At 74.0% G+C, this 18,339-nt stretch carries 16 protein-coding genes; all 16 read left to right on the top strand.

Annotated elements, in window-relative coordinates; translation table 11 throughout:
- Positions 1-371: 371 nt before the first annotated feature.
- The 16 genes from flhF (at position 372) to LUTJ29_RS19135 (ending at position 18,303) form a co-directional block, all read left to right on the top strand.
- Entirely contained in the window at positions 372-2,033 is a 1,662-nt protein-coding gene (gene flhF / locus LUTJ29_RS0107705; protein ID WP_027072017.1) for a flagellar biosynthesis protein FlhF, read from the top strand.
- The gene (locus LUTJ29_RS0107700; RefSeq protein ID WP_027072016.1) at positions 2,020-2,892 is read left to right on the top strand and encodes a MinD/ParA family protein; all 873 of its coding nucleotides are present in this window, start codon (positions 2,020-2,022) and stop codon (positions 2,890-2,892) included. The genes flhF and LUTJ29_RS0107700 overlap by 14 nt, the downstream gene beginning before the upstream one ends.
- Before the next feature lie 2 nt (positions 2,893-2,894).
- Positions 2,895-3,650 (top strand): RNA polymerase sigma factor FliA, encoded by a 756-nt coding sequence (locus LUTJ29_RS0107695; RefSeq protein ID WP_027072015.1) that lies wholly within the window; start codon positions 2,895-2,897, stop codon positions 3,648-3,650.
- Positions 3,651-3,694: 44 nt separating this feature from the next.
- On the top strand, positions 3,695-4,087 hold the full coding sequence (cheY, locus tag LUTJ29_RS0107690; RefSeq protein WP_027072014.1) for a chemotaxis response regulator CheY: 393 nt from the start codon (positions 3,695-3,697) through the stop codon (positions 4,085-4,087).
- Complete coding sequence (locus LUTJ29_RS0107685; RefSeq protein ID WP_027072013.1) at positions 4,084-4,683, top strand: protein phosphatase CheZ; 600 nt, start codon at positions 4,084-4,086, stop codon at positions 4,681-4,683. Before cheY ends, LUTJ29_RS0107685 begins: the two co-directional genes overlap by 4 nt.
- Positions 4,684-4,685: 2 nt before the next feature.
- Positions 4,686-6,506, top strand: a complete 1,821-nt coding sequence (locus LUTJ29_RS16670) for a chemotaxis protein CheA (RefSeq protein ID WP_051322821.1) — start codon at positions 4,686-4,688, stop codon at positions 6,504-6,506.
- A gap of 7 nt (positions 6,507-6,513) precedes the next feature.
- Positions 6,514-7,254 carry a flagellar motor protein gene (locus LUTJ29_RS0107675; protein ID WP_027072012.1) on the top strand — a complete coding sequence of 247 codons (741 nt, stop codon included), beginning with the start codon at positions 6,514-6,516 and terminating at the stop codon, positions 7,252-7,254.
- Positions 7,255-7,261: 7 nt separating this feature from the next.
- Positions 7,262-8,281: a flagellar motor protein MotD gene (gene motD / locus LUTJ29_RS16665; RefSeq protein ID WP_084524772.1), complete on the top strand. Its 1,020-nt coding sequence runs from the start codon at positions 7,262-7,264 to the stop codon at positions 8,279-8,281.
- Between the two features lies 1 nt (position 8,282).
- Positions 8,283-9,056 carry a ParA family protein gene (locus LUTJ29_RS0107665; protein ID WP_027072011.1) on the top strand — a complete coding sequence of 258 codons (774 nt, stop codon included), beginning with the start codon at positions 8,283-8,285 and terminating at the stop codon, positions 9,054-9,056.
- Positions 9,053-9,796: a chemotaxis protein CheW gene (locus LUTJ29_RS16660; protein ID WP_051322820.1), complete on the top strand. Its 744-nt coding sequence runs from the start codon at positions 9,053-9,055 to the stop codon at positions 9,794-9,796. The genes LUTJ29_RS0107665 and LUTJ29_RS16660 overlap by 4 nt, the downstream gene beginning before the upstream one ends.
- Positions 9,797-9,862: 66 nt before the next feature.
- Entirely contained in the window at positions 9,863-10,180 is a 318-nt protein-coding gene (locus tag LUTJ29_RS0107655) for an STAS domain-containing protein (protein WP_027072010.1), read from the top strand.
- Positions 10,177-10,545, top strand: coding sequence for a response regulator (locus LUTJ29_RS0107650; protein WP_027072009.1), 369 nt, complete (start codon positions 10,177-10,179; stop codon positions 10,543-10,545). Before LUTJ29_RS0107655 ends, LUTJ29_RS0107650 begins: the two co-directional genes overlap by 4 nt.
- Positions 10,542-12,563, top strand: a complete 2,022-nt coding sequence (locus LUTJ29_RS0107645) for a chemotaxis protein CheA (RefSeq protein WP_027072008.1) — start codon at positions 10,542-10,544, stop codon at positions 12,561-12,563. The genes LUTJ29_RS0107650 and LUTJ29_RS0107645 overlap by 4 nt, the downstream gene beginning before the upstream one ends.
- A 36-nt stretch (positions 12,564-12,599) precedes the next feature.
- The gene (locus tag LUTJ29_RS0107640) at positions 12,600-13,112 is read left to right on the top strand and encodes a chemotaxis protein CheW (RefSeq protein WP_027072007.1); all 513 of its coding nucleotides are present in this window, start codon (positions 12,600-12,602) and stop codon (positions 13,110-13,112) included.
- Positions 13,113-13,150: 38 nt separating this feature from the next.
- The gene (locus LUTJ29_RS19140; protein WP_043740835.1) at positions 13,151-15,565 is read left to right on the top strand and encodes a methyl-accepting chemotaxis protein; all 2,415 of its coding nucleotides are present in this window, start codon (positions 13,151-13,153) and stop codon (positions 15,563-15,565) included.
- 542 nt (positions 15,566-16,107) lie between these two features.
- Positions 16,108-18,303 (top strand): methyl-accepting chemotaxis protein, encoded by a 2,196-nt coding sequence (locus tag LUTJ29_RS19135; RefSeq protein WP_051322819.1) that lies wholly within the window; start codon positions 16,108-16,110, stop codon positions 18,301-18,303.
- Positions 18,304-18,339 lie beyond the last annotated feature (36 nt).

Raw genomic sequence — 18,339 nt, 5'->3', positions numbered from 1 at the left:
CGCGCCAGTGGGCGGCCTCTGCGCAGGGGCCGGTGATCCGCGCAGGGCGCGACAGGGGGCGGTGATCCGTGCGGGGGCGCGGCACGGGGCGGGTGATCCGCCCAAGGCGCGGCACGACCACTCCTCCCCCCGCGCGCGGGGGGAGGCTGGGAGGGGGCACTAGATCGCACCGCTGCCGGACTGCCCCCACCCCGGCCCTCCCCCGCGAGCGGGGGAGGGAGTCGAAGGGGCGCTGCTGACCGCCGGCCGGAGCCGGATTCCCGTCGCCGCGGGCACGCCAAGCTTCCGGCGTCCGCCGCGACGCATTCCGGCCCAGGTCTTGCAGGGAAGGGGGCAGGCCGGCTCCAGGCCGCTCCAGACGGGCTTTCGACATGCGAATCAAGCGCTTCACCGCTCCCGACATGCGCACCGCCCTGCGCATGGTCCGGGACGAACAGGGACCGGACGCGGTCATCCTGTCCACCCGCCCCGGCGCCGGTGGCGACGGCATCGAGGTGGTGGCCGCCACCGACTACGACGAGGCCCTGGTGACCCAGGCGCTGCGCGCCGCGGTGCCCGGGTTCGAGGACGCGGCGGCCGCCAGGGCCCCGGCGGCCACGCCTGCCCCGGCCGCACCGGCGACGGCCGCCCGTCGCGACGGCGTGCGCGACAGCCTGCTCTCGCGCGCCCGGGCCGTGTTCCGGATCGACGACGCGCCGACCCTCGCCGAACTGACCGCCGGGGCGCCGGCGGCGACGGCGGCCGCACCCGGGGCGCGCGCCGATCGTCCAGCCACCCCGCCCCGCAGCCAGGCCCAGGTCCGGCCCAGGACCGGGGCGCCCGCACCCGAGGCCGCGACGGCCCCCGCCGCCCCCGCGCCGCAACCGGCACCGGCCGCCGCGCCGGCGCCCAGCCGCTTCGAGGCGATGATGGCCGCGCTCGACGCCGCGCCGCGTGCCGCGACCGCGGACAGGCAGGAGCCCGGCGACGACTTCGACCGGCTGCCCACCGAACTGCCCATGCCCGAGGCGCCGGTGCCGGTCGAGCCGCCGGCGCCCGAACCGGCCGCCGCCGTTGCCGTGGCCCCGGCTCCGGGGCAGGCGCCGGCCGCCGCGCCCGCGCTGCAGGCCGTGGCCAGCCCCGAGCAGGACCCGGCGATCGTCGCCATGCGCGAGGAGCTGGCGCGGATGCGCCGGCTGATGGAAACCCAGCTCGAGCAGCTCTCGATCGAGCGCCTGCGCGGCTCGCCGGCGCGCGCCGCGGTGCTGGACGCGCTCACCGGCTGCGGCTGCAGCGAGTCGCTGGCGCGCGAGGTCGCCGCCGGCATCGATCCCACCCTGTCCCCGGACCAGGTCCACGCCCCGATGCACGCCGCACTTGCGCGGATGCTGCCGATCGTGCGCGGCGAACCGATCGAGGAAGGCGGGGTGATCGCGCTGGTCGGCCCGACCGGCGCCGGCAAGACCACCACCGCGGCCAAGCTCGCCGCCCGCTTCGCCGCCCGCCACCGCGCCCGCGACGTGGCCCTGGTCACCACCGACGGCCAGCGCGCCGGCGCCCTCGAGCAGCTGCAGGCGCTGGGCCGCCGGCTCGGCATCACGGTCTGCGAGGCCCAGGGCCCCGAAGGCCTGCAGGACGCCCTGCAGCAGCTGCAGGACTACCCGCTGGTGCTGGTCGACACCACCGGCCACGCGCCGCGCGACCGCGCCGTGTTCAGCCAGATCCTGTGGCTGCGCGCCTCGCGCCGGGTGCGCAGCCTGCTGGTGCTGCCGGCCAACGCCCATCCCCAGGACCTGGGCGAGGTGATCCGCCGCTACCGCCCCGCCAAGCCCGACGGCGTGGTCCTGACCAAGCTCGACGAGACCTGCCAGCCCGGCTCGGCGCTCTCGGTGCTGGTCCGCCACGACCTCGGCATCGCCTACACCGCCTGCGGCCAGCAGGTGCCGGCGGACCTGGAGGCCGCCGATGCCCAACGCCTCGTCCAGCTACTGGAGAACACCCGCCGTGCTGCCGATAACCCCCTCGCCCCTGAGGACCGCCATGCAGTCGCCTGATCCCAATCCGCCCGTCGTGGCCGGCCAGCCCGGCGTCCCCGGCCCGGTCCGGGTCATCGCCGTCGCCAGCGGCAAGGGCGGCGTCGGCAAGACCTCGGTCTCGGTCAACCTCGCCTCGGCGATGGTCGCGGCCGGCCAGCGCACCCTGCTGCTGGACACCGACCTGGGCCTGGCCAACGTCGACGTGATGCTCGGCCTGGCGCCGCGCTTCACCCTGGCCGACGTGTTCGCCGACCGTTGCGAGCTGCGCGACACCGTGATCCAGGCCCCGAACGGGCTGATGGTGGTCCCGGCCGCCTCGGGCAAGCGCCACATGACCGAACTCACCCCGGCCCAGCACGTCGGCCTGGTACACGCGTTCTCCCAGCTCGACCTCGACCTGGACGTGATGGTGGTCGACAACGCGGCCGGCATCGCCGACGGCGTGCTGACCTTCTGCCAGGCCGCGCAGGACGTGATCGTCGTGGTCTGCGACGAACCGGCCTCGGTCACCGACGCCTACGCCCTGATCAAGGTGCTCAGCCGCGACCGCGGCGTGAACCGGGTGCAGGTGCTCGCGAACCAGGTCCAGGACCAGCGCGAGGGCCGGCAGCTGTTCGACAAGCTCGAGCGGGTCAGCTCGCGCTTCCTCGACGTGACCCTCAACTACCTGGGCGCGATCCCGCGCGACGAATGGCTGCGGCGCGCGGTCCAGCGCCAGGAGCCGGTGGTCGACGCGTTCCCGTCGGCGCCGTCGTCGGCGGCGTTCCGCGACATCGCCCGGCGCTCGCGCCAGTGGCAGTCGCCGGCCGGCGCGCGCGGCCACGTCGAATTCTTCCTCGAGCGCCTGGTGGCGCCGGTGCGGGGGGCCGTGGCATGAACATGACCGCCGCCGCGCAGTACCGCGCCAACCAGCAGGGCTCGCCCGCGGAGGTGGTCGAGAAGCACGGCGAGCTGGTGCGCCGCATCGCCCACCACCTGGCCGCGCGCCTGCCCGCCAGCGTGGAGATCGACGACCTGGTGCAGGCCGGCATGCTCGGCCTGATCGAGGCCGCGCGCAATTTCCAGTCCGACCAGGGCGCGGCGTTCGAGACCTACGCCTCGATCCGCATCCGCGGCGCGATGATCGACGAGATCCGCCGCGGCGACTGGGTGCCGCGCTCGGTGCATCGCCGCTACCGCGACCTGGTCGCGGCCACCCGCGAGGTCGAGCAGCGCACCGGCCAGGCGGCCACCGCGCAGCAGGTCGCGGCCGAGCTGGGCGTGTCGCTCGACGAGTACCACGCCATGGTCGAGAACTCGGCGCGCGGCCAGCTGGTGAGCCTGGACGCGCACATGGAGGAACACGACGGCGAGGCCCGCGTGGCCGGCGCCGGCGCCGGCCCCGAGCGCGCGTTCGAGCAGGCCGCGTTCCGCGACGCTCTGGCCGGTGCCATCGAGGGACTGCCCGAGCGCGAGCGCCTGGTGCTGTCGCTGTACTACGAGCAGGAGCTCAACCTGCGCGAGATCGGCGCGGTGCTGGGCGTGAGCGAGTCGCGCGTGTGCCAGATCCACGGCCAGGCCGCGGTGCGCCTGCGCGCGCGGCTGGCCGACTGGCACCGCGACGACGGCGAAGACGACGACCACCACCTGCCCTGACCCGGCCACGGCACCCCACACCCATTCCGCAACACGAGGTCCGCATGGACAAGAACATCCGCATCCTCATCGTCGACGACTTCTCGACCATGCGTCGCATCGTCAAGAACCTGCTCAACGACCTGGGGTTCTTCAACACGGTCGAGGCCGACGACGGCACCTCGGCGCTGGTGGAACTGCGCAAGGGGCCGTTCGACCTGGTGATCACCGACTGGAACATGCCCGGCATGCCCGGCATCGACCTGCTCAAGGCGATCCGCGCCGACTCGGCGCTGTCGAAGATCCCGGTGCTGATGGTCACCGCCGAGGCCAAGCGCGAGCAGATCATCGAGGCCGCCCAGGCCGGCGTGAACGGCTACGTGATCAAGCCCTTCACCGCCGCCACCCTCAACGACAAGCTGACCAAGGTGTTCGAGCGCCTGGGGGCGGCGGCATGAACGCGACCGCCGCGCCGGCGCAGTCGCGCGAGGCGCTGGTGGCCTGCCTGCACGCCGCGCTCGACGCGCTCGAGCAGGACGACGACGGGGCCTGGCGCCGCGCGGTCGACGAGCTCGTCCAGTGGCGCACCCAGCCGCTGGTGCAGGGCCTGGTGCGACTGGCGCGCGAGCTCGAGACCACGCTCGGCACCGGCGGCGGCAACGGCTCGCTGCACGAGGCCTGCCTGCGCCTGGAGCACGTGGTCAAGGTCAGCGAGGACGCCAGCCACCACACCCTGGACCTGATCCAGGACTGCGGGATCCTGCTCGGCACCCTCGGCGGCGACGGCCACGACGACGAGGCGACCGTGGCCGCGATCCGCTCGCGGCTGTCGGAGATGACCGCCGCCCAGGGCTACCAGGACCTCACCGGCCAGATCATCCGCCGGGTGGTGGAACTGGTGCGCGCGGTGCACGAGGGCCTGGGCGAGTACGCGCCCGGCACCCGCCCGCTGCAGCTCGACAACCGCGGCCACGGCCCCGCGGTCGCCGGCCTGGACGACCCCGCCGCCACCCAGGACGACGCCAACCAGCTGCTGTCCTCGCTGGGGCTGTAGCCATGTCCTCGATCGCCCCGGACATCTGCGCGGACTTCCTGGTCGAGGCCGGCGAGATCCTCGACCGGCTCGGCGAGCAGATGGTCGCGCTCGAGGGCGCGCCCGCCGACCGCGAGTGCCTCAACGCGGTGTTCCGCGGCTTCCACACCATCAAGGGCGGCGCCGGCTTCCTCGACTTCGACACCATGGTCGCGGTCTGCCACGCGGTCGAGGACCGGCTCAACGCCGCGCGCGACGGCAGCGTGCCGCTCGACGCGGAGGCGTTCGACGGCATCCAGCAGGGCATCGACCTGCTCGCCGACATGCTGGCCTGCGTCTCCGCGGGCACGCCGCCCCAGCCGGCGCCGCAGGCGCTGCTCGACGCGCTGCGCGCGGGCGCCGCCCCGCGCGCCGCCGCGCCCGCCGCACCGCCGCCTCCCGCCGCAGCCCCGGCCGCGGCCGCGGGCGATGGCGATTCGATCGACGACCTCGACTTCGAGGCCCTGCTCGACAGCCTGCACGGCGTGGGCGGGGTACCCGGCGCGGCGCCCGCCGCGCCCGCACCCGCGCCCGCCCCGGCAGCGGCCCCCGCGCCCGCCCCGGCCCCGCCGCCGCGCCCCGCGGCCGCCGCGCCCAAGGCGCACGAGGCGGCCGACCACACCGTGCGCGTGGACGTGCGCCGGCTCGACGCCATGGTCAACCTGGTCGGCGAGCTGGTGCTGGCGCGCAACCGGCTCAAGACGATCCGCCCGCGCCTGCGCGACGACGAGCTCGACCGCGCCGTGGCCGCGCTCGACGTCGCCACCTCGCGCCTGCAGGGCGCGGTGATGACCGCGCGCATGCAGCCGGTCGGACGCGTGTTCGCGCGCTTCCCCAAGCTCGCCCGCGACGTCGCCCGCCAGCTGCGCAAACAGGTGCACCTGGAGGTGGTCGGCGCCGACACCGAACTCGACCGCAACCTGGTCGAGGCCCTGGCCGACCCGCTGGTGCACCTGGTCCGCAACGCGATCGACCACGGCATCGAGATGCCCGAGGCGCGCCGCCGCGCCGGCAAGCCCGAGCAGGGCGTGGTGCGACTGTCCGCGCAGCAGGAAGGCGACCACGTGCTGATCGAGGTGCGCGACGACGGCGCCGGCATCGACCCGGAGAAGATCCGCCGCAGCGCGGTGGACAAGCGCCTGGTCGACGACGACGCGGCCGCGCGCCTGTCGAGCGACGAATGCCTGCAGCTGCTGTTCCTGCCCGGCTTCTCCACCCGCACCGAGGTCAGCGACCTGTCCGGGCGCGGGGTCGGCATGGACGTGGTCCAGTCGAAGATCCGCGAGCTCTCGGGCACGGTCCAGATCCAGTCCGAGCCGGGCGCCGGCTCGCGCTTCTCGATCCGGGTGCCGCTGACCCTGGCGATCCTGCCCACCCTGCTGGTCGAGGTCGGCCGCGACGTGTACGCGCTGCCGCTGGTGCGCGTGGTCGAAGTGCTGTCGCACGAACCCGGCCGGGTGCTGTGGCTGGACGGCCAACGCATGCTCGACCTGCGCCAGCAGCCGCTGCCGCTGCTGGACCTGCGCGAATGGCTCGGCCTGGACCCGGCCCCGCTGCCCGACTCGACCTGCGTGGTGCTGCAGTCGGGCGAGCAGCGCTACTGCCTGGCCGTGGACCGGGTGTGCGGGCGCGAGGAAGTGGTGATCAAGGCGCTGCCGCCGACCTTGCGGGGCCTGCCCGGGTACGCCGGCGCCAGCCTGATCGGAGATGGCCGCATGGCCCTGATCCTGGACGTGGACGCGCTGCCGGGCGGCGGCGCGCGCGCCCCGGGGCCGCGTTCAAGTCAGCCGCCCACGGACCGATAAACAGGCAATGGACAGACTCAGTGTCATCGGCGTCCTGCTCGCGCTCGGCGCGCTGGTCGGGGGCAGCATCCTCAAGGGGGCCGGCCTGTCCGGCCTCTGGTCGCCGGCCGCGTTCGTGATCGTGATCGTCGGCACCATCGCCGCGATCCTGGTCCAGACCTCGGCCGCGACCTTCGCGCGCGCGCTCAAGCTGCTGCCGTGGGTGTTCCGCCCGCCGGAACAGGACCCGCAGGCCGTGATCGCGCAGATCGTCGAGTGGTCCACGACCGCGCGCAAGCAGGGCCTGCTGGGCCTGGAGGCGCAGGTCGCCGAACAGTCCGATCCGTTCATGGCCAAGGGCCTGCAGATGGTGGTCGACGGGCTCGAGCCCGAGGCGATCCGGCAGATGCTGGAGATCGAACTGCAGGGCCAGAACGAACGCGACCTGGCCGCGGCCAAGGTGTTCGAGGGCATGGGCATCTACGCGCCCACCCTCGGCATCGTCGGCGCGGTGCTGGGCCTGATGGCGGTGATGAAGAACCTGGCCGACCCGAGCAAGCTCGGCCACGGCATCGCCGCCGCGTTCACCGCGACGATCTACGGCATCGGCAGCGCCAACCTGATCCTGCTGCCGGTCGGCAACAAGCTCAAGACCCTGATCCGCGCCCAGGCCACCGAGCGCGAGATGGTCATCGAGGGCCTGATCGCCATCGCCCAGGGCGAGAACCCGCGCAACATCGAGTCGCGCCTCAACGGCTACCTGCACTGAGGCCACGATGGCACGCCGGCGCCACCACGAAGAGCACCAGAACCACGAGGCGTGGGCCGTGCCCTACGGCGACCTCATGACCCTGCTGCTCGCCTTCTTTGTGGTCATGTACGCGATCTCCTCGATCAACGAGGGCAAGTACCGCGCGGTGTCCGACGCGCTGGCCTCGGCGTTCGGCGGGCCGCCGCGCTCGATCACCCCGATCCAGCTCGGCCAGACCCAGCTGCGCGGCTCGTCGTTCGACCGCCCGTCGCTGCTCACCCCGGGCGCCAAGACCGGCCCCACCGCGACCGCGCCGGTGAGCAACGTGCGCGTGCGCCAGATGCTGGACGTGCCGCTGGGCCTGCAGGGCCGCGCCATGGCCCAGCGCGACAGCGCCAAGGCGGCGATGGACGCCGCGCTCGCCGGCGAGTCGCAGCTCAACACCCTCGGCCGCCGGATCCAGCACGCGCTGGCGGAGCTGGTGCGGCAGAAGCTGGTCACGGTGCGCCGCGGCCGGACCTTCCTCGAGGTCGAGATCCAGAGCGACATCCTGTTCGCCAGCGGCGTGGCCGTGCCCAGCCCGATGGCCCTGGCCACGGTGCGCAAGCTCGGCTCGGTGCTGCGCGACGAACCCAACGCGGTCCGGGTCGAGGGCTATACCGACAACGTGCCGATCAACACGGCGGCCTTCCCCAGCAACTGGGAGCTGTCGGCCGCGCGCGCGGCCAGCGTGGTGCACGTGCTCGCCAGCGAAGGCGTGGATCCCACGCGCCTGGCGGTGGTGGGCTACGGCGAGTTCCAGCCGCTGGCCGACAACGCCACCGTCGAGGGCCGCAACGCCAACCGCCGCGTGCTGCTGGTGATCCTGGCCGCGCCGCAGGGCGTGGACGCGGTGCCGGAGGAAGGCCCGCAGATCGCGCTCGAGCCCGGATCCGACGGGCTCGACGCCGGCCCGGCGCTGGCCGGCGGGGACGACGCCGGGCACGACCCGGGGTTCGCTGCGGCGCCCGGGCGCGCGCACGGATTCCCTGCAGGAGCACGCTGACATGCACGTCTGGGCGATCGCCAACCAGAAGGGCGGGGTCGGCAAGACCACCACCACCCTGTGCCTGGCCCGCGGCCTGGCCTTGGCCGGCCACCGCGTCCTGCTGGTGGACCTGGACCCGCACGCCTCGCTGACCCGCGCCTTCGGCATCCCCGCCAACCCGCCGCCCAACGGCACCCACGACCTGTTCACCGGCAGCGGCGCGACGCTGGCGTCGCTGGCGCGGCCCACCGGCATCCCCGGCCTGCAGCTGGTGGCGGCGCAACCGGCGCTGGCCACCCTGGAACGGCGCGGTTCGACCCAGCCCGGCCTGGGCCTGGCGCTGGGCCGCGCCCTGCACGGCGCCCAGGGCAGCTGCGACCACGTGCTGCTCGACTGTCCGCCCACGCTCGGCCTGCTGATGGTCAATGCGCTGGCCGCGGCCGACCGCCTCGTGGTGCCGACCCAGACCGACCCGCTCGCCCTGCACGGCGTGGCCGACATGCTGCGCACCGCGACCATGGTCGAGCGCTCGCGCCGGCGCCCGCTGCCGCAGTACGTGCTGCCCACGCTGTTCGACCGGCGCACCCGCGCCGGCGTGCGCAGCCTGGCCGAACTGCACGAACAGTACGCGGGCCGCGCCTGGCCCGGCGCCGTGCCGATGGACACCCGGCTGCGCGATGCGCATGCCATCGCCCGCGGCGACGACGTCGACGGCCGCGGCTACGAGGCCTACGGACGTGCGCTCAAGTGGCTGCTGGCGCAGGACGAAGTGGCGCAGAGGCGCGCGGCATGAGCACGGGCGAGGACGAAGTGGTCGAGTACATCGACACCCTGCTGGGCGACGCCCCGGCAGGCACGCTGCCGACCCCGACGGCGGAGGCCGCCGCGTCGCCCGGCGCGTGCGAGGCCGTCGCCGCCGCGACCGTGGACACGCCCGGCGCACCGGCCGTGGCCGGCGGGACCGCCTCGCCGGCCGGGCCTGCGCATCCGGTCGCGCCGGCGCCGGCTGCCGCGGCCGCAAGCCCACTGGCGCCCGCCGCGGCCGTCGCGCCGGAAGCACGCGTCGGCCCGGCGCCGGCCCACGCATCCCCGCCGCCGGAGCCGCCGCCGGCCCACGTGCGCGCTCCCGCGCCGCGCTGGCTGCGGGTGCGGGTCGGCCAGGCCAGCTACGCGCTGGAACTGCTGCGGGTCCAGGAAGTGGTCCGGCTGATGCCGATCGTGGCCATGCGCGGCGCCGACGCCGCCGTGCTCGGGGTGATGAACCTGCGCGGCCGGATCGTGCCGGTGTTCGACCTCGGCCTGTGGCTGGGCACCGGCCGCGTCGAGCCCCGCGAGCAGAGCCGGATCGTGGTGGTCGAGCGCGACGACGAGCTGATCGGCCTGCTGGTCACCGCGGTCGACGACGTGGTCACGCTCGGCCGCGACCGGATCGAGCCACCGCTGCCGGGCGGCCAGGACGGCGTGGTGCTGGGCGTGGCCCGGGTCGGCGACGTGCCCACGGTGCTGTTCGACGCGCACGCGCTGTACCGCTGACGTGGCGCTCAAGCCGGCGCCGCGGCCGCCGTTAATCCACTGGACTGCAATGACGTGGCCTCGTCCATGACCCTTCTCACGCTCCAACCTGACCTCGGGATCGAGCGCGTCGCCGACCTGCAGGCGGCGCTGCAGCCGCACCTGGACGCCGAGGCGCCGCTGGAGCTGGCCGGCGACCGGGTCGAGCGCGTGCACGCGGCGGGACTGCAGCTGCTGCACGCCTTCGTCCGCGAACGCGCCGCGCGCGGCCAGCGCACGACCATCGTCCACCCCTCGCCGGCGCTGGCCGAGGCCGCGCGCCAGCTGGCGCTCGCCGCCAGCCTCGGCGTCGACGGCCCGGCCGTCGCCCATCCGACTGACATCGCCTCCGGAGCAACCGCATGAGCGCCAAGCAGCTGCTGGTCGTCGACGACTCGACTTCGATGCGCCAGATGGTGGCCTTCGCCCTGACCTCGGGCGGCTACCAGGTGAGCGAGGCCGAGGACGGCCAGGCCGCGCTCGAGATCGCGCGCACCCGTTCGTTCGACGCCGTCGTCACCGACGTCAACATGCCGCGCATGGACGGCATCTCGCTGATCCGCGAGCTGCGCCAGCTGCCGGCGTACCGCTTCACCCCGCTGCTGATGCTCACCACCGAGTCGGGCACGGACAAGAAGATGGAAGGCAAGGCCGCCGGCGCCACCGGCTGGCTGGTCAAGCCGTTCGACCCCGAGCAGCTCGTCGCCACGGTGCGCAAGGTCCTGGCCTGACCATGGACGTCTCCCGCTTCCACGCCGCGTTCTTCGAGGAAAGCCGCGAGGGCCTGGACGCGATGGAGGGCGGCCTGCTGTCGCTCGAATCGGGCGGCGCCGGCACCGATCCCGAGACGATCAACGTCATCTTCCGCGCGGCGCACTCGATCAAGGGCGGCGCCGCCACCTTCGGCTTCACCGCGGTCACCGACCTGACCCACGTGCTCGAGACCCTGCTCGACGAGGTCCGTGGCGGCCGCCGCGTGCTCGACCGCGACACCATCGGCGTGCTGCTGTCCTCGGTGGACGTGCTGCGCGGCCTGCTCGCGGTCTGCGAGCACGGCGGCGAGATCGACGCCGGCGCGCTCGGCGCGGCCCGCGCCGCGCTCGATGCGCTGCTGGCCGGCGGCAAGGCCGCCGCGCCGCAGCCCGCACCGGCGAAGGACGCCGCCGACGCCGACGCCGGCGACTGGCGCATCGCCTTCGTCCCCGGCCCGCAGCTGTTCCTGACCGGCAACGATCCGCTGCGGATCCTGCGCGAGCTCGCCAGCCACGGCGAGATGGGCGTGGAGTGCGTGGACGGGCGCCTGCCGCCGTTCTCCGAGATGGACCCGTTCGAGGCCTACCTGGCCTGGAACCTGACCCTGCCCGGCAGCGTGCCGCGCGCGGCGATCGACGAGGCGTTCGCCTGGGTCGCCGACGAGTGCGAGATCGACGTGGCCAGCGTGCCCGCCGCCAGCGCGCCGGAACCGGCGCCGGAGCCGGCCGGCGGCCCCGCCGCTGCGCCCGCGCCGGCGACCGCCGCCGCGCCGGTGGGCGAGATCCCGGTCCCGGCCGCGCGCCGCAGCACCGACCACGACAACTCGATCCGGGTCGCGGTGGCCAAGGTCGACGCGCTGATCAACCTGGTCGGCGAACTGGTGATCACCCAGGCCATGCTGCGCCAGCGCAGCGAGCACCTGGACCCGGTCGCCAACGAGGCGCTGCTGGCCGGCCTGGTGCAGCTCGAGCGCAACACCCGCGACCTGCAGGAATCGGTCATGGGCGTGCGCATGCTGCCGGTCGACTTCGCCTTCAGCCGCTTCCCGCGCATGGTCCGCGACCTCGCCACCCGGCTCGAGAAGAAGGTGGTGCTGCGCACCCACGGCGAGGCCACCGAGCTGGACAAGGGCGTGATCGAGAAGATCGTCGACCCGCTCGTGCACCTGGTCCGCAACGCGATCGACCACGGCCTGGAGTCGCCGGCCGAACGCCGCGCCGCGGGCAAGGACGAGACCGGCACCCTGACCCTGAGCGCCGCCCACCAGGGCGCGAACATCCTGATCGAGATCAGCGACGACGGCCGCGGCCTGGACCGCGAGCGGATCCTGCGCAAGGCCGCCGAGCGCGGCATCGCCGTGCCGGAGAACCCCACCGACGCCCAGGTCTGGGACCTGGTGTTCGCGCCGGGCTTCTCCACCCGCGACGAGGCCACCGACCTGTCCGGCCGCGGCGTCGGCATGGACGTGGTCAAGAAGAACATCACCGCCCTGGGCGGCCAGGTCGAGATCCGCAGCCGCGCCGGCGAGGGCACCACCGTGGCCATCCGCCTGCCGCTGACCATGGCGATCGTCGACGGCATGTCGGTCGCGGTCGGCGGCGAGGTGTTCATCGTGCCGCTGGGCATGGTGGTCGAATCGCTGCTGCCCGCCCCCGGCGACGTGCGCACCATCGCCGGCGAGGCCCGCGTGCTGCGCGTGCGCGACGACTACATCCCGCTGATCGACCTGGCCACGCAGTACGGCCTGCCGCCGTCCGCGCGCGGCGAGGACGCGCCGCCGCCGATCGCGGTGGTGGTCGAGGCCGACGGCCGCCGGCTCGCGCTCGAGGTCGACGAACTGCTCGGCCAGCAGCAGGTCGTGGTCAAGAACCTCGAGGCCAACTACAAGCGCATCGCCGGCATCTCCGGCGCCACCATCCTCGGCGACGGCCGCGTCGCGCTGATCGTCGACGCCGGCGGGCTGGCCCAGTCCGCGCCGATGCCGGTCGCCGCCTGACCCCCGCCGCCCCGCATCCGATCCAAGGACCACCCCATGTCCACCACGCCAGAACAGACCCTCCAGGACGCCACCACCGCCGCCGACGGCCTCGCCGGCAGCGGCGAGTTCCTCACCTTCGTACTCGGCGAGGAGGAGTACGGCGTCGACATCCTGCAGGTGCAGGAGATCCGCAGCTACGACGCCGTCACCCGCCTGCCCGACGCACCCGACTACATCAAGGGCGTGATCAACCTGCGCGGCGTGATCGTGCCGGTGGTCGACATGCGCCTGAAGTTCCGCCTCGCCAGGGCCGACTACAACGCGCTCACGGTGATGATCGTGCTCAACGTCGGCGGGCGCGTGGTCGGCATGGTCGTCGACAGCGTGTCCGACGTGGTGCGCCTGGCGCCCGAGCAGGTGCGCGCGGTGCCCGAGATCGGCTCCACCATCGACCGCCAGTTCCTGACCGGCATCGGCACGCTCGACGAGCGGATGCTGATCCTGCTCGACATCGAGCGCCTGATGGGCCACGAGATCATGGGCCTGGTGTCCGCCGAAGCGGCCTGAACCTCTCCCTCGCAATCGTCGTCCGGCAAGGACCCGCCATGCGCAAGAACCTCCCCGTCACCGGCAAGGAACTGGTACTCGAAGGCGACGACCTGCTCGTCTCACGCACCGACCTGCGCGGCGTGATCGTGTACACGAATCCCGAGTTCGTGCAGGTCAGCGGCTACTCCGAGGCCGAACTCGTCGGCCAGCCGCACAACATCGTCCGCCACCCCGACATGCCGCCGGAGGCGTTCGCCGACCTGTGGCGCACGCTCAAGGCCAGCCGGCCGTGGGTGGGCATGGTCAAGAACCGGCGCAAGAACGGCGACCACTACTGGGTCCTGGCCCAGGTGACGCCCTACCACGAGAGCGGCGAACACGTCGGCTACATGTCGGTGCGCCGCCGCGCCTCGCGCGAGGCCATCGAGGCGGCCGAGCGCCAGTACGCGCAGATGCGTGCCGGCGGCGGCGCGCTGCGCATCCAGCACGGCGCCGTGGCCCCACCCGACCGCCTGCGCGCGCTCAACCCGCTGTGGCGGATGGACCTGCGCCAGCGGCTGCTGCTGGCCGCCGCCGGCGGCGGCGCGGCGTGCGCCGCGCTGGTCGCGCTGGCGCTCTCCGGCGCAGCGCCGTGGCTGCTGTGGTCGCTGGTGGCCGTGGTCGCCGGCGCCGCGGGCTACAGCGCGTGGTGGCTGTGGAAGGACGTGGTCGGCCGCCTCGACGACGCGGTCGGGCACCTGCGCGACTTCGCCTGCGGCCACTACACCCGCGACATCGCGATCGACCGCGACGACGAAGTCGGCCGCGTGCTGCTCGGGCTCAAGTCGATGCAGATCCGGCTCGGTTTCGAGATCGAGGCCAGGCGCCGCGAGGCCGCGCAGATGGCGCGGGTGCAGTCGGCGCTGGACGCGGCGTCGACCAGCGTGCTGGTGGCGGACGCGGACGACGCGATCATCTACGCCAACCCCGCTGCGCGGAAGATGCTCGGCGAGGCCGAAGCCGACCTGCGCAGCGTGGTGCCCGGGTTCTCGGTCGCGTCGATCGACGGCAGCGCGCTGCATGCGCTGGACCGTGCCCCCGAAGCGCACCGCGCGCGCCTGCGCGCACTGGACTCGACGCTGCGCTACCGGGCGGTGTTCGGCAGCCGCACCTTCGACGTCACCGCCACGCCGGTGCGCGACGGCCAGGGCGAACGCCTCGGCACCGTCGCCGAATGGCGCGACCGCACCGTCGAACTGGCGCTCGAGAGCCAGCTCGAGCGCGTGGTCGCGGCCGCCGCCGAGGGCGACTTCAGCCAGCGCTTCGACCTGGCCGGCGCCACCGGCTTCATGCTGTCGGTCGGCAGCGGCCTCGAGCGCCTGATCCAGGCAACCGAACGCAGCCTGCGCGAAACCGCCACCGTGCTCGACGCGCTCGCGCGCGGCGACCTGCGCCAGCGCATCACCAGCGACATGCACGGCCTGTTCGGCGAGATGAAGGCCAGCACCAACGCCGCGGTCGAGCAGCTGGCCGAACTCGTGGCCGGGATCCAGCGCGCGACGCGCGCCATCAACGAGGCCGCGACCGGCATCGCCGCCGGCAACGACGACCTGGCCACGCGCACCAGCCAGCAGGCCGCGAGCCTGGAGGAGACGGCGGCCTCGATGGAGCGGCTCACCGACATCGTGCGCCGCAACGCCGAGAGCGCGCAGCGCGCCAACGAGCTCGCCAGCGGCGCCGGCACCGTCGCCGGGGACGGCGGCCGGGTGGTGGCCGAGGCGGTGGAGACGATGGCCGCGATCAGCGAGGCCTCGCACCGCATCACCGACATCACCGGCGTGATCGACGGCATCGCGTTCCAGACCAACATCCTCGCCCTCAACGCCGCAGTCGAGGCCGCGCGCGCCGGCGAGGAAGGCCGCGGCTTCGCCGTGGTCGCCGCCGAGGTGCGCTCGCTGGCGCAGCGTTCGGCCGAGGCCGCGCGCGAGATCAAGGCGCTCATCGCCGATTCCGTCGCGCGCGTGGGCGAAGGCGCCGAGCGCGTCGACCGCGCCGGCCGGACCATGGCCGAGATCGTGTCCTCGGTACAGCGCGTGACCGGGATCATGGGCGAGATCAGCGCCGCCTCGCGCGAGCAGTCGCTGGGCATCGAACAGGTCAACGCGACCGTGAACCAGCTCGACGGCGCCACGCAGCAGAACGCGGCCCTGGTCGAGGAGGCCACGGCCGCCGCCCGCAGCCTGCAGGAACAGGCGGGCGAGCTGTCGCGCAACGTCGCCCGCTTCCAGCTCGACGGCGCGACGGACCTGCCCGCCGCGGGCGCGGTGCCTGCCGCGCCGGCCGCGCCGGCCGTGCCGGCGGCGCCGGCCAGGCGCCTGGCGGCGGCGTCCGCGCCGGTCGCGCGCACGGCGCCTGCCGCTCCGCCGCGGCCGCGTGCCGCGGCGCTCGCGGTCGCCGACGCCGACGCCGACGGCGAGTGGAAGGAGTTCTGACCGCGGCGACAGGCGGTCCACGGCAAGGGGCGCTGCGGCGCCCCTTGTCCTTTTCCGGCACCGGCACGGCCGCTGCTTCGCACCCACGCACGCCGCGCACACCACACCACTGGCACCGCGCGCGGACGGCGGCACGGACACCTGGCGCCGCGCGGCGAAGGCGCACGGTTTTTTTCGGGAATCGTGATGCGCGCCGCGTTCCGCGACTGGATTGCGCAGCGCAGCAACCGATAACCACGGGGACGCAGCCCACAGGCGCTCCGGCTCGCCGACGCAAGGACGCGGACCTCCGCCAAGGACACCCATGCCGATTCGCCCCCATCCCCTTCCGCCCGCGGCCGTGTCCGCGTCGAGTCGGCGCGTCCGGCGCCCGGCCCTGGCCGCCATCTTCCCGCGTCGATCCGCGCCGCACGCACCGGCGCGCCGCGACGCCGTGCTCCATCACTGACCCGGCACGCGGCGGTCGCGCGGCGCCGGGAACCGGACCGCGACGCCTGCCGCTGCCGCCTCCGCCCCACCCGCCCTCCCCACAGGACCACCCGATGTTCGCCTTCCTCCACAACCTCAAAGTCGGCAAGCGCCTGGGCGCCGGCTTCGGCCTGCTCGTTCTGCTGCTCGCGCTGCTGTCCGCGGTGGCGTTCCTCAACATGCGCTCGATCGAACGCCACCTGGCGCAGATCGTCGACACCTACGGCACCAAGTCGCGCCTGCTCCACGGCATGCACACCGCCAGCTCCCAGGTCTCGATGTCGGTGCGCAACCTGATCCTGCTCGACGAACCCGACGCGATCGCGGCCGAGCGCCAGGCCCTGGCCGAGGCACGGCGGCAGTACGAGGAGGCGCGCGAGGCGCTGTACGCGTTCCCGGCGGAAGGAGACGCCGCCCGCCTGCGCGAGGCCGCCGATGCCGCGCATGGCGCGAGCCTGGCCACCAACGACCGCATCGTCGAACTGGCCACGGCCGGCGACGACGACGCCGCGCGCGAGCTCATGCTGGCCGAAGGCGGGCCGGCGGCGCTGCGCTGGCGCGAACAGCTCGAGGCCAACATCCGCCTGCAGGACGAGGCCACCGCCCTGGCCTACGACCGGTCGGAGACGGACTACCGCCGGGCCAGCGTGCTGCTGGCCGTGATCTCGGCGGTCGCGCTCGCGGTGGCGGTGCTGCTGGGCTGGCTGCTGACGCGCAGCATCGTCGGCCCGCTGCAGCAGGCCACGCGCGTGGCGCGCGGGATCGCCCGCGGCCGCCTCGACGACGGCATCCACGCCACCGGCCACGACGAGCTCGCGGTGCTGCTCGGCTCGATGGCCGAGATGCAGGCCACGCTGCGCCGTTTCGCCGACGCCCAGGGCGAGATCTCGCGCCAGCACGACGCCGGTGAGATCGACCACCGCATGCCGGAAGAGGCGTTCGAGGGTGCGTTCCGCGACATGGCCGGGCACGTGAACTCGCTGGTGTTCTCGCACATCGGGGTGCTGCTGCAGGCCGTCGACCTGATCGGGGCCTACGCACGCGGCGACCTGTCCGGCACGTTCCCGCGCCTGCCCGGCAAGAAGGCCGGCCTCACCCAGGCGGTGGACGGCGTGAAGGCGGGGCTGGAATCGATGATGGCCGAGATCGGCGGCCTGGTGGACGCGGCCGTGGCCGGCGACTTCTCGCGCCGCGGCGACAGCGATCACTTCGAGTTCGCCTACCGCGACATGATCGACAACCTCAACCTGCTGATGCACAGCGCCGACCGCGGCCTGCGCGAGATCGGCACCCTGCTCGCCGCGGTGGCCGAGGGCGACCTCACCCGCCAGGCCGACGCCGGCCTGCCGGGGCAGTTCGGCAAGCTCGCCGCCGACGCCAACGAGACCGTGCGCAAGCTGGCCGGGATCGTGACCCAGATCCACGGCGGCAGCGACGCGATCAACGCGGCGGCCAGCGAGATCGCCGCGGGCAACAACGACCTGTCGCGCCGCACCGAGCAGCAGGCCGCCTCGCTCGAGGAAACCGCCTCGTCCATGGAGGAACTCACCTCCACCGTGCGCCAGAACGCCGACAACGCGCGCCAGGCCAACCAGCTCGCCATCGGCGCCGTCGACGTCGCCTCCCGCGGCGGCGAGGTCGTCGGGCGCGTGGTCCAGACCATGTCCGCNATCTCCGAGTCCTCCAACCGCATCGCCGACATCATCGGCGTCATCGACGGCATCGCCTTCCAGACCAACATCCTCGCCCTCAACGCCGCGGTCGAGGCCGCCCGCGCCGGCGAGCAGGGCCGCGGCTTCGCCGTCGTCGCCGCCGAGGTCCGCTCGCTCGCCCAGCGCTCGGCCGGCGCGGCCAAGGAGATCAAGCAGCTCATCACCGACTCCACCGACAAGGTCCGCCAGGGCAACGAGCTGGTCGACCAGGCCGGCCAGACCATGGGCGAGATCGTCACCAGCGTGAAGCGGGTCACCGACATCATCGCCGACATCTCGGCCGCCTCGCAGGAGCAGAGCGCGGGCATCGAGCAGATCAACCAGGCCATCACCCAGATGGACGAGACCACCCAGCAGAACGCCGCCCTGGTCGAGGAGGCCACCGCCGCCGCGCGCAGCATGGAGCAGCAGGCCGGCGAACTGGTGCAGGCCGTGGCCACGTTCCGCGCCCATCGGGCGCCGCCCGCCACGCCGGCCTCGCCGCGCGCCGCGCACGCGCGCGGTACCCGCCGGCTGTCGGTGGCGGCACCGGAAGAAGCGGCCGGCGCCCTGGCCTGAGCCGGGACCGCCGCGCCCCTTCCCCGTTCCGGAACC

Origin of the sequence: Luteimonas sp. J29 (assembly GCF_000472505.1) — a bacterium.
Lineage (GTDB): Bacteria > Pseudomonadota > Gammaproteobacteria > Xanthomonadales > Xanthomonadaceae > Luteimonas.
This window is presented reverse-complemented; position numbering and strand designations above follow the sequence as displayed.

Coding starts and splice junctions, on each gene's coding strand:
- LUTJ29_RS19140 (WP_043740835.1), top strand. CDS start 13,151: ATGCGCAAGAACCTCCCCGTCACCGGCAAGGAACTGGTACTCGAAGGC.
- LUTJ29_RS0107675 (WP_027072012.1), top strand. CDS start 6,514: ATGGACAGACTCAGTGTCATCGGCGTCCTGCTCGCGCTCGGCGCGCTG.
- LUTJ29_RS16660 (WP_051322820.1), top strand. CDS start 9,053: ATGAGCACGGGCGAGGACGAAGTGGTCGAGTACATCGACACCCTGCTG.
- LUTJ29_RS0107640 (WP_027072007.1), top strand. CDS start 12,600: ATGTCCACCACGCCAGAACAGACCCTCCAGGACGCCACCACCGCCGCC.
- LUTJ29_RS0107655 (WP_027072010.1), top strand. CDS start 9,863: ATGACCCTTCTCACGCTCCAACCTGACCTCGGGATCGAGCGCGTCGCC.
- LUTJ29_RS0107700 (WP_027072016.1), top strand. CDS start 2,020: ATGCAGTCGCCTGATCCCAATCCGCCCGTCGTGGCCGGCCAGCCCGGC.
- LUTJ29_RS16670 (WP_051322821.1), top strand. CDS start 4,686: ATGTCCTCGATCGCCCCGGACATCTGCGCGGACTTCCTGGTCGAGGCC.
- LUTJ29_RS0107695 (WP_027072015.1), top strand. CDS start 2,895: ATGACCGCCGCCGCGCAGTACCGCGCCAACCAGCAGGGCTCGCCCGCG.
- LUTJ29_RS0107685 (WP_027072013.1), top strand. CDS start 4,084: ATGAACGCGACCGCCGCGCCGGCGCAGTCGCGCGAGGCGCTGGTGGCC.
- LUTJ29_RS0107650 (WP_027072009.1), top strand. CDS start 10,177: ATGAGCGCCAAGCAGCTGCTGGTCGTCGACGACTCGACTTCGATGCGC.
- LUTJ29_RS0107665 (WP_027072011.1), top strand. CDS start 8,283: ATGCACGTCTGGGCGATCGCCAACCAGAAGGGCGGGGTCGGCAAGACC.
- cheY (WP_027072014.1), top strand. CDS start 3,695: ATGGACAAGAACATCCGCATCCTCATCGTCGACGACTTCTCGACCATG.
- flhF (WP_027072017.1), top strand. CDS start 372: ATGCGAATCAAGCGCTTCACCGCTCCCGACATGCGCACCGCCCTGCGC.
- motD (WP_084524772.1), top strand. CDS start 7,262: ATGGCACGCCGGCGCCACCACGAAGAGCACCAGAACCACGAGGCGTGG.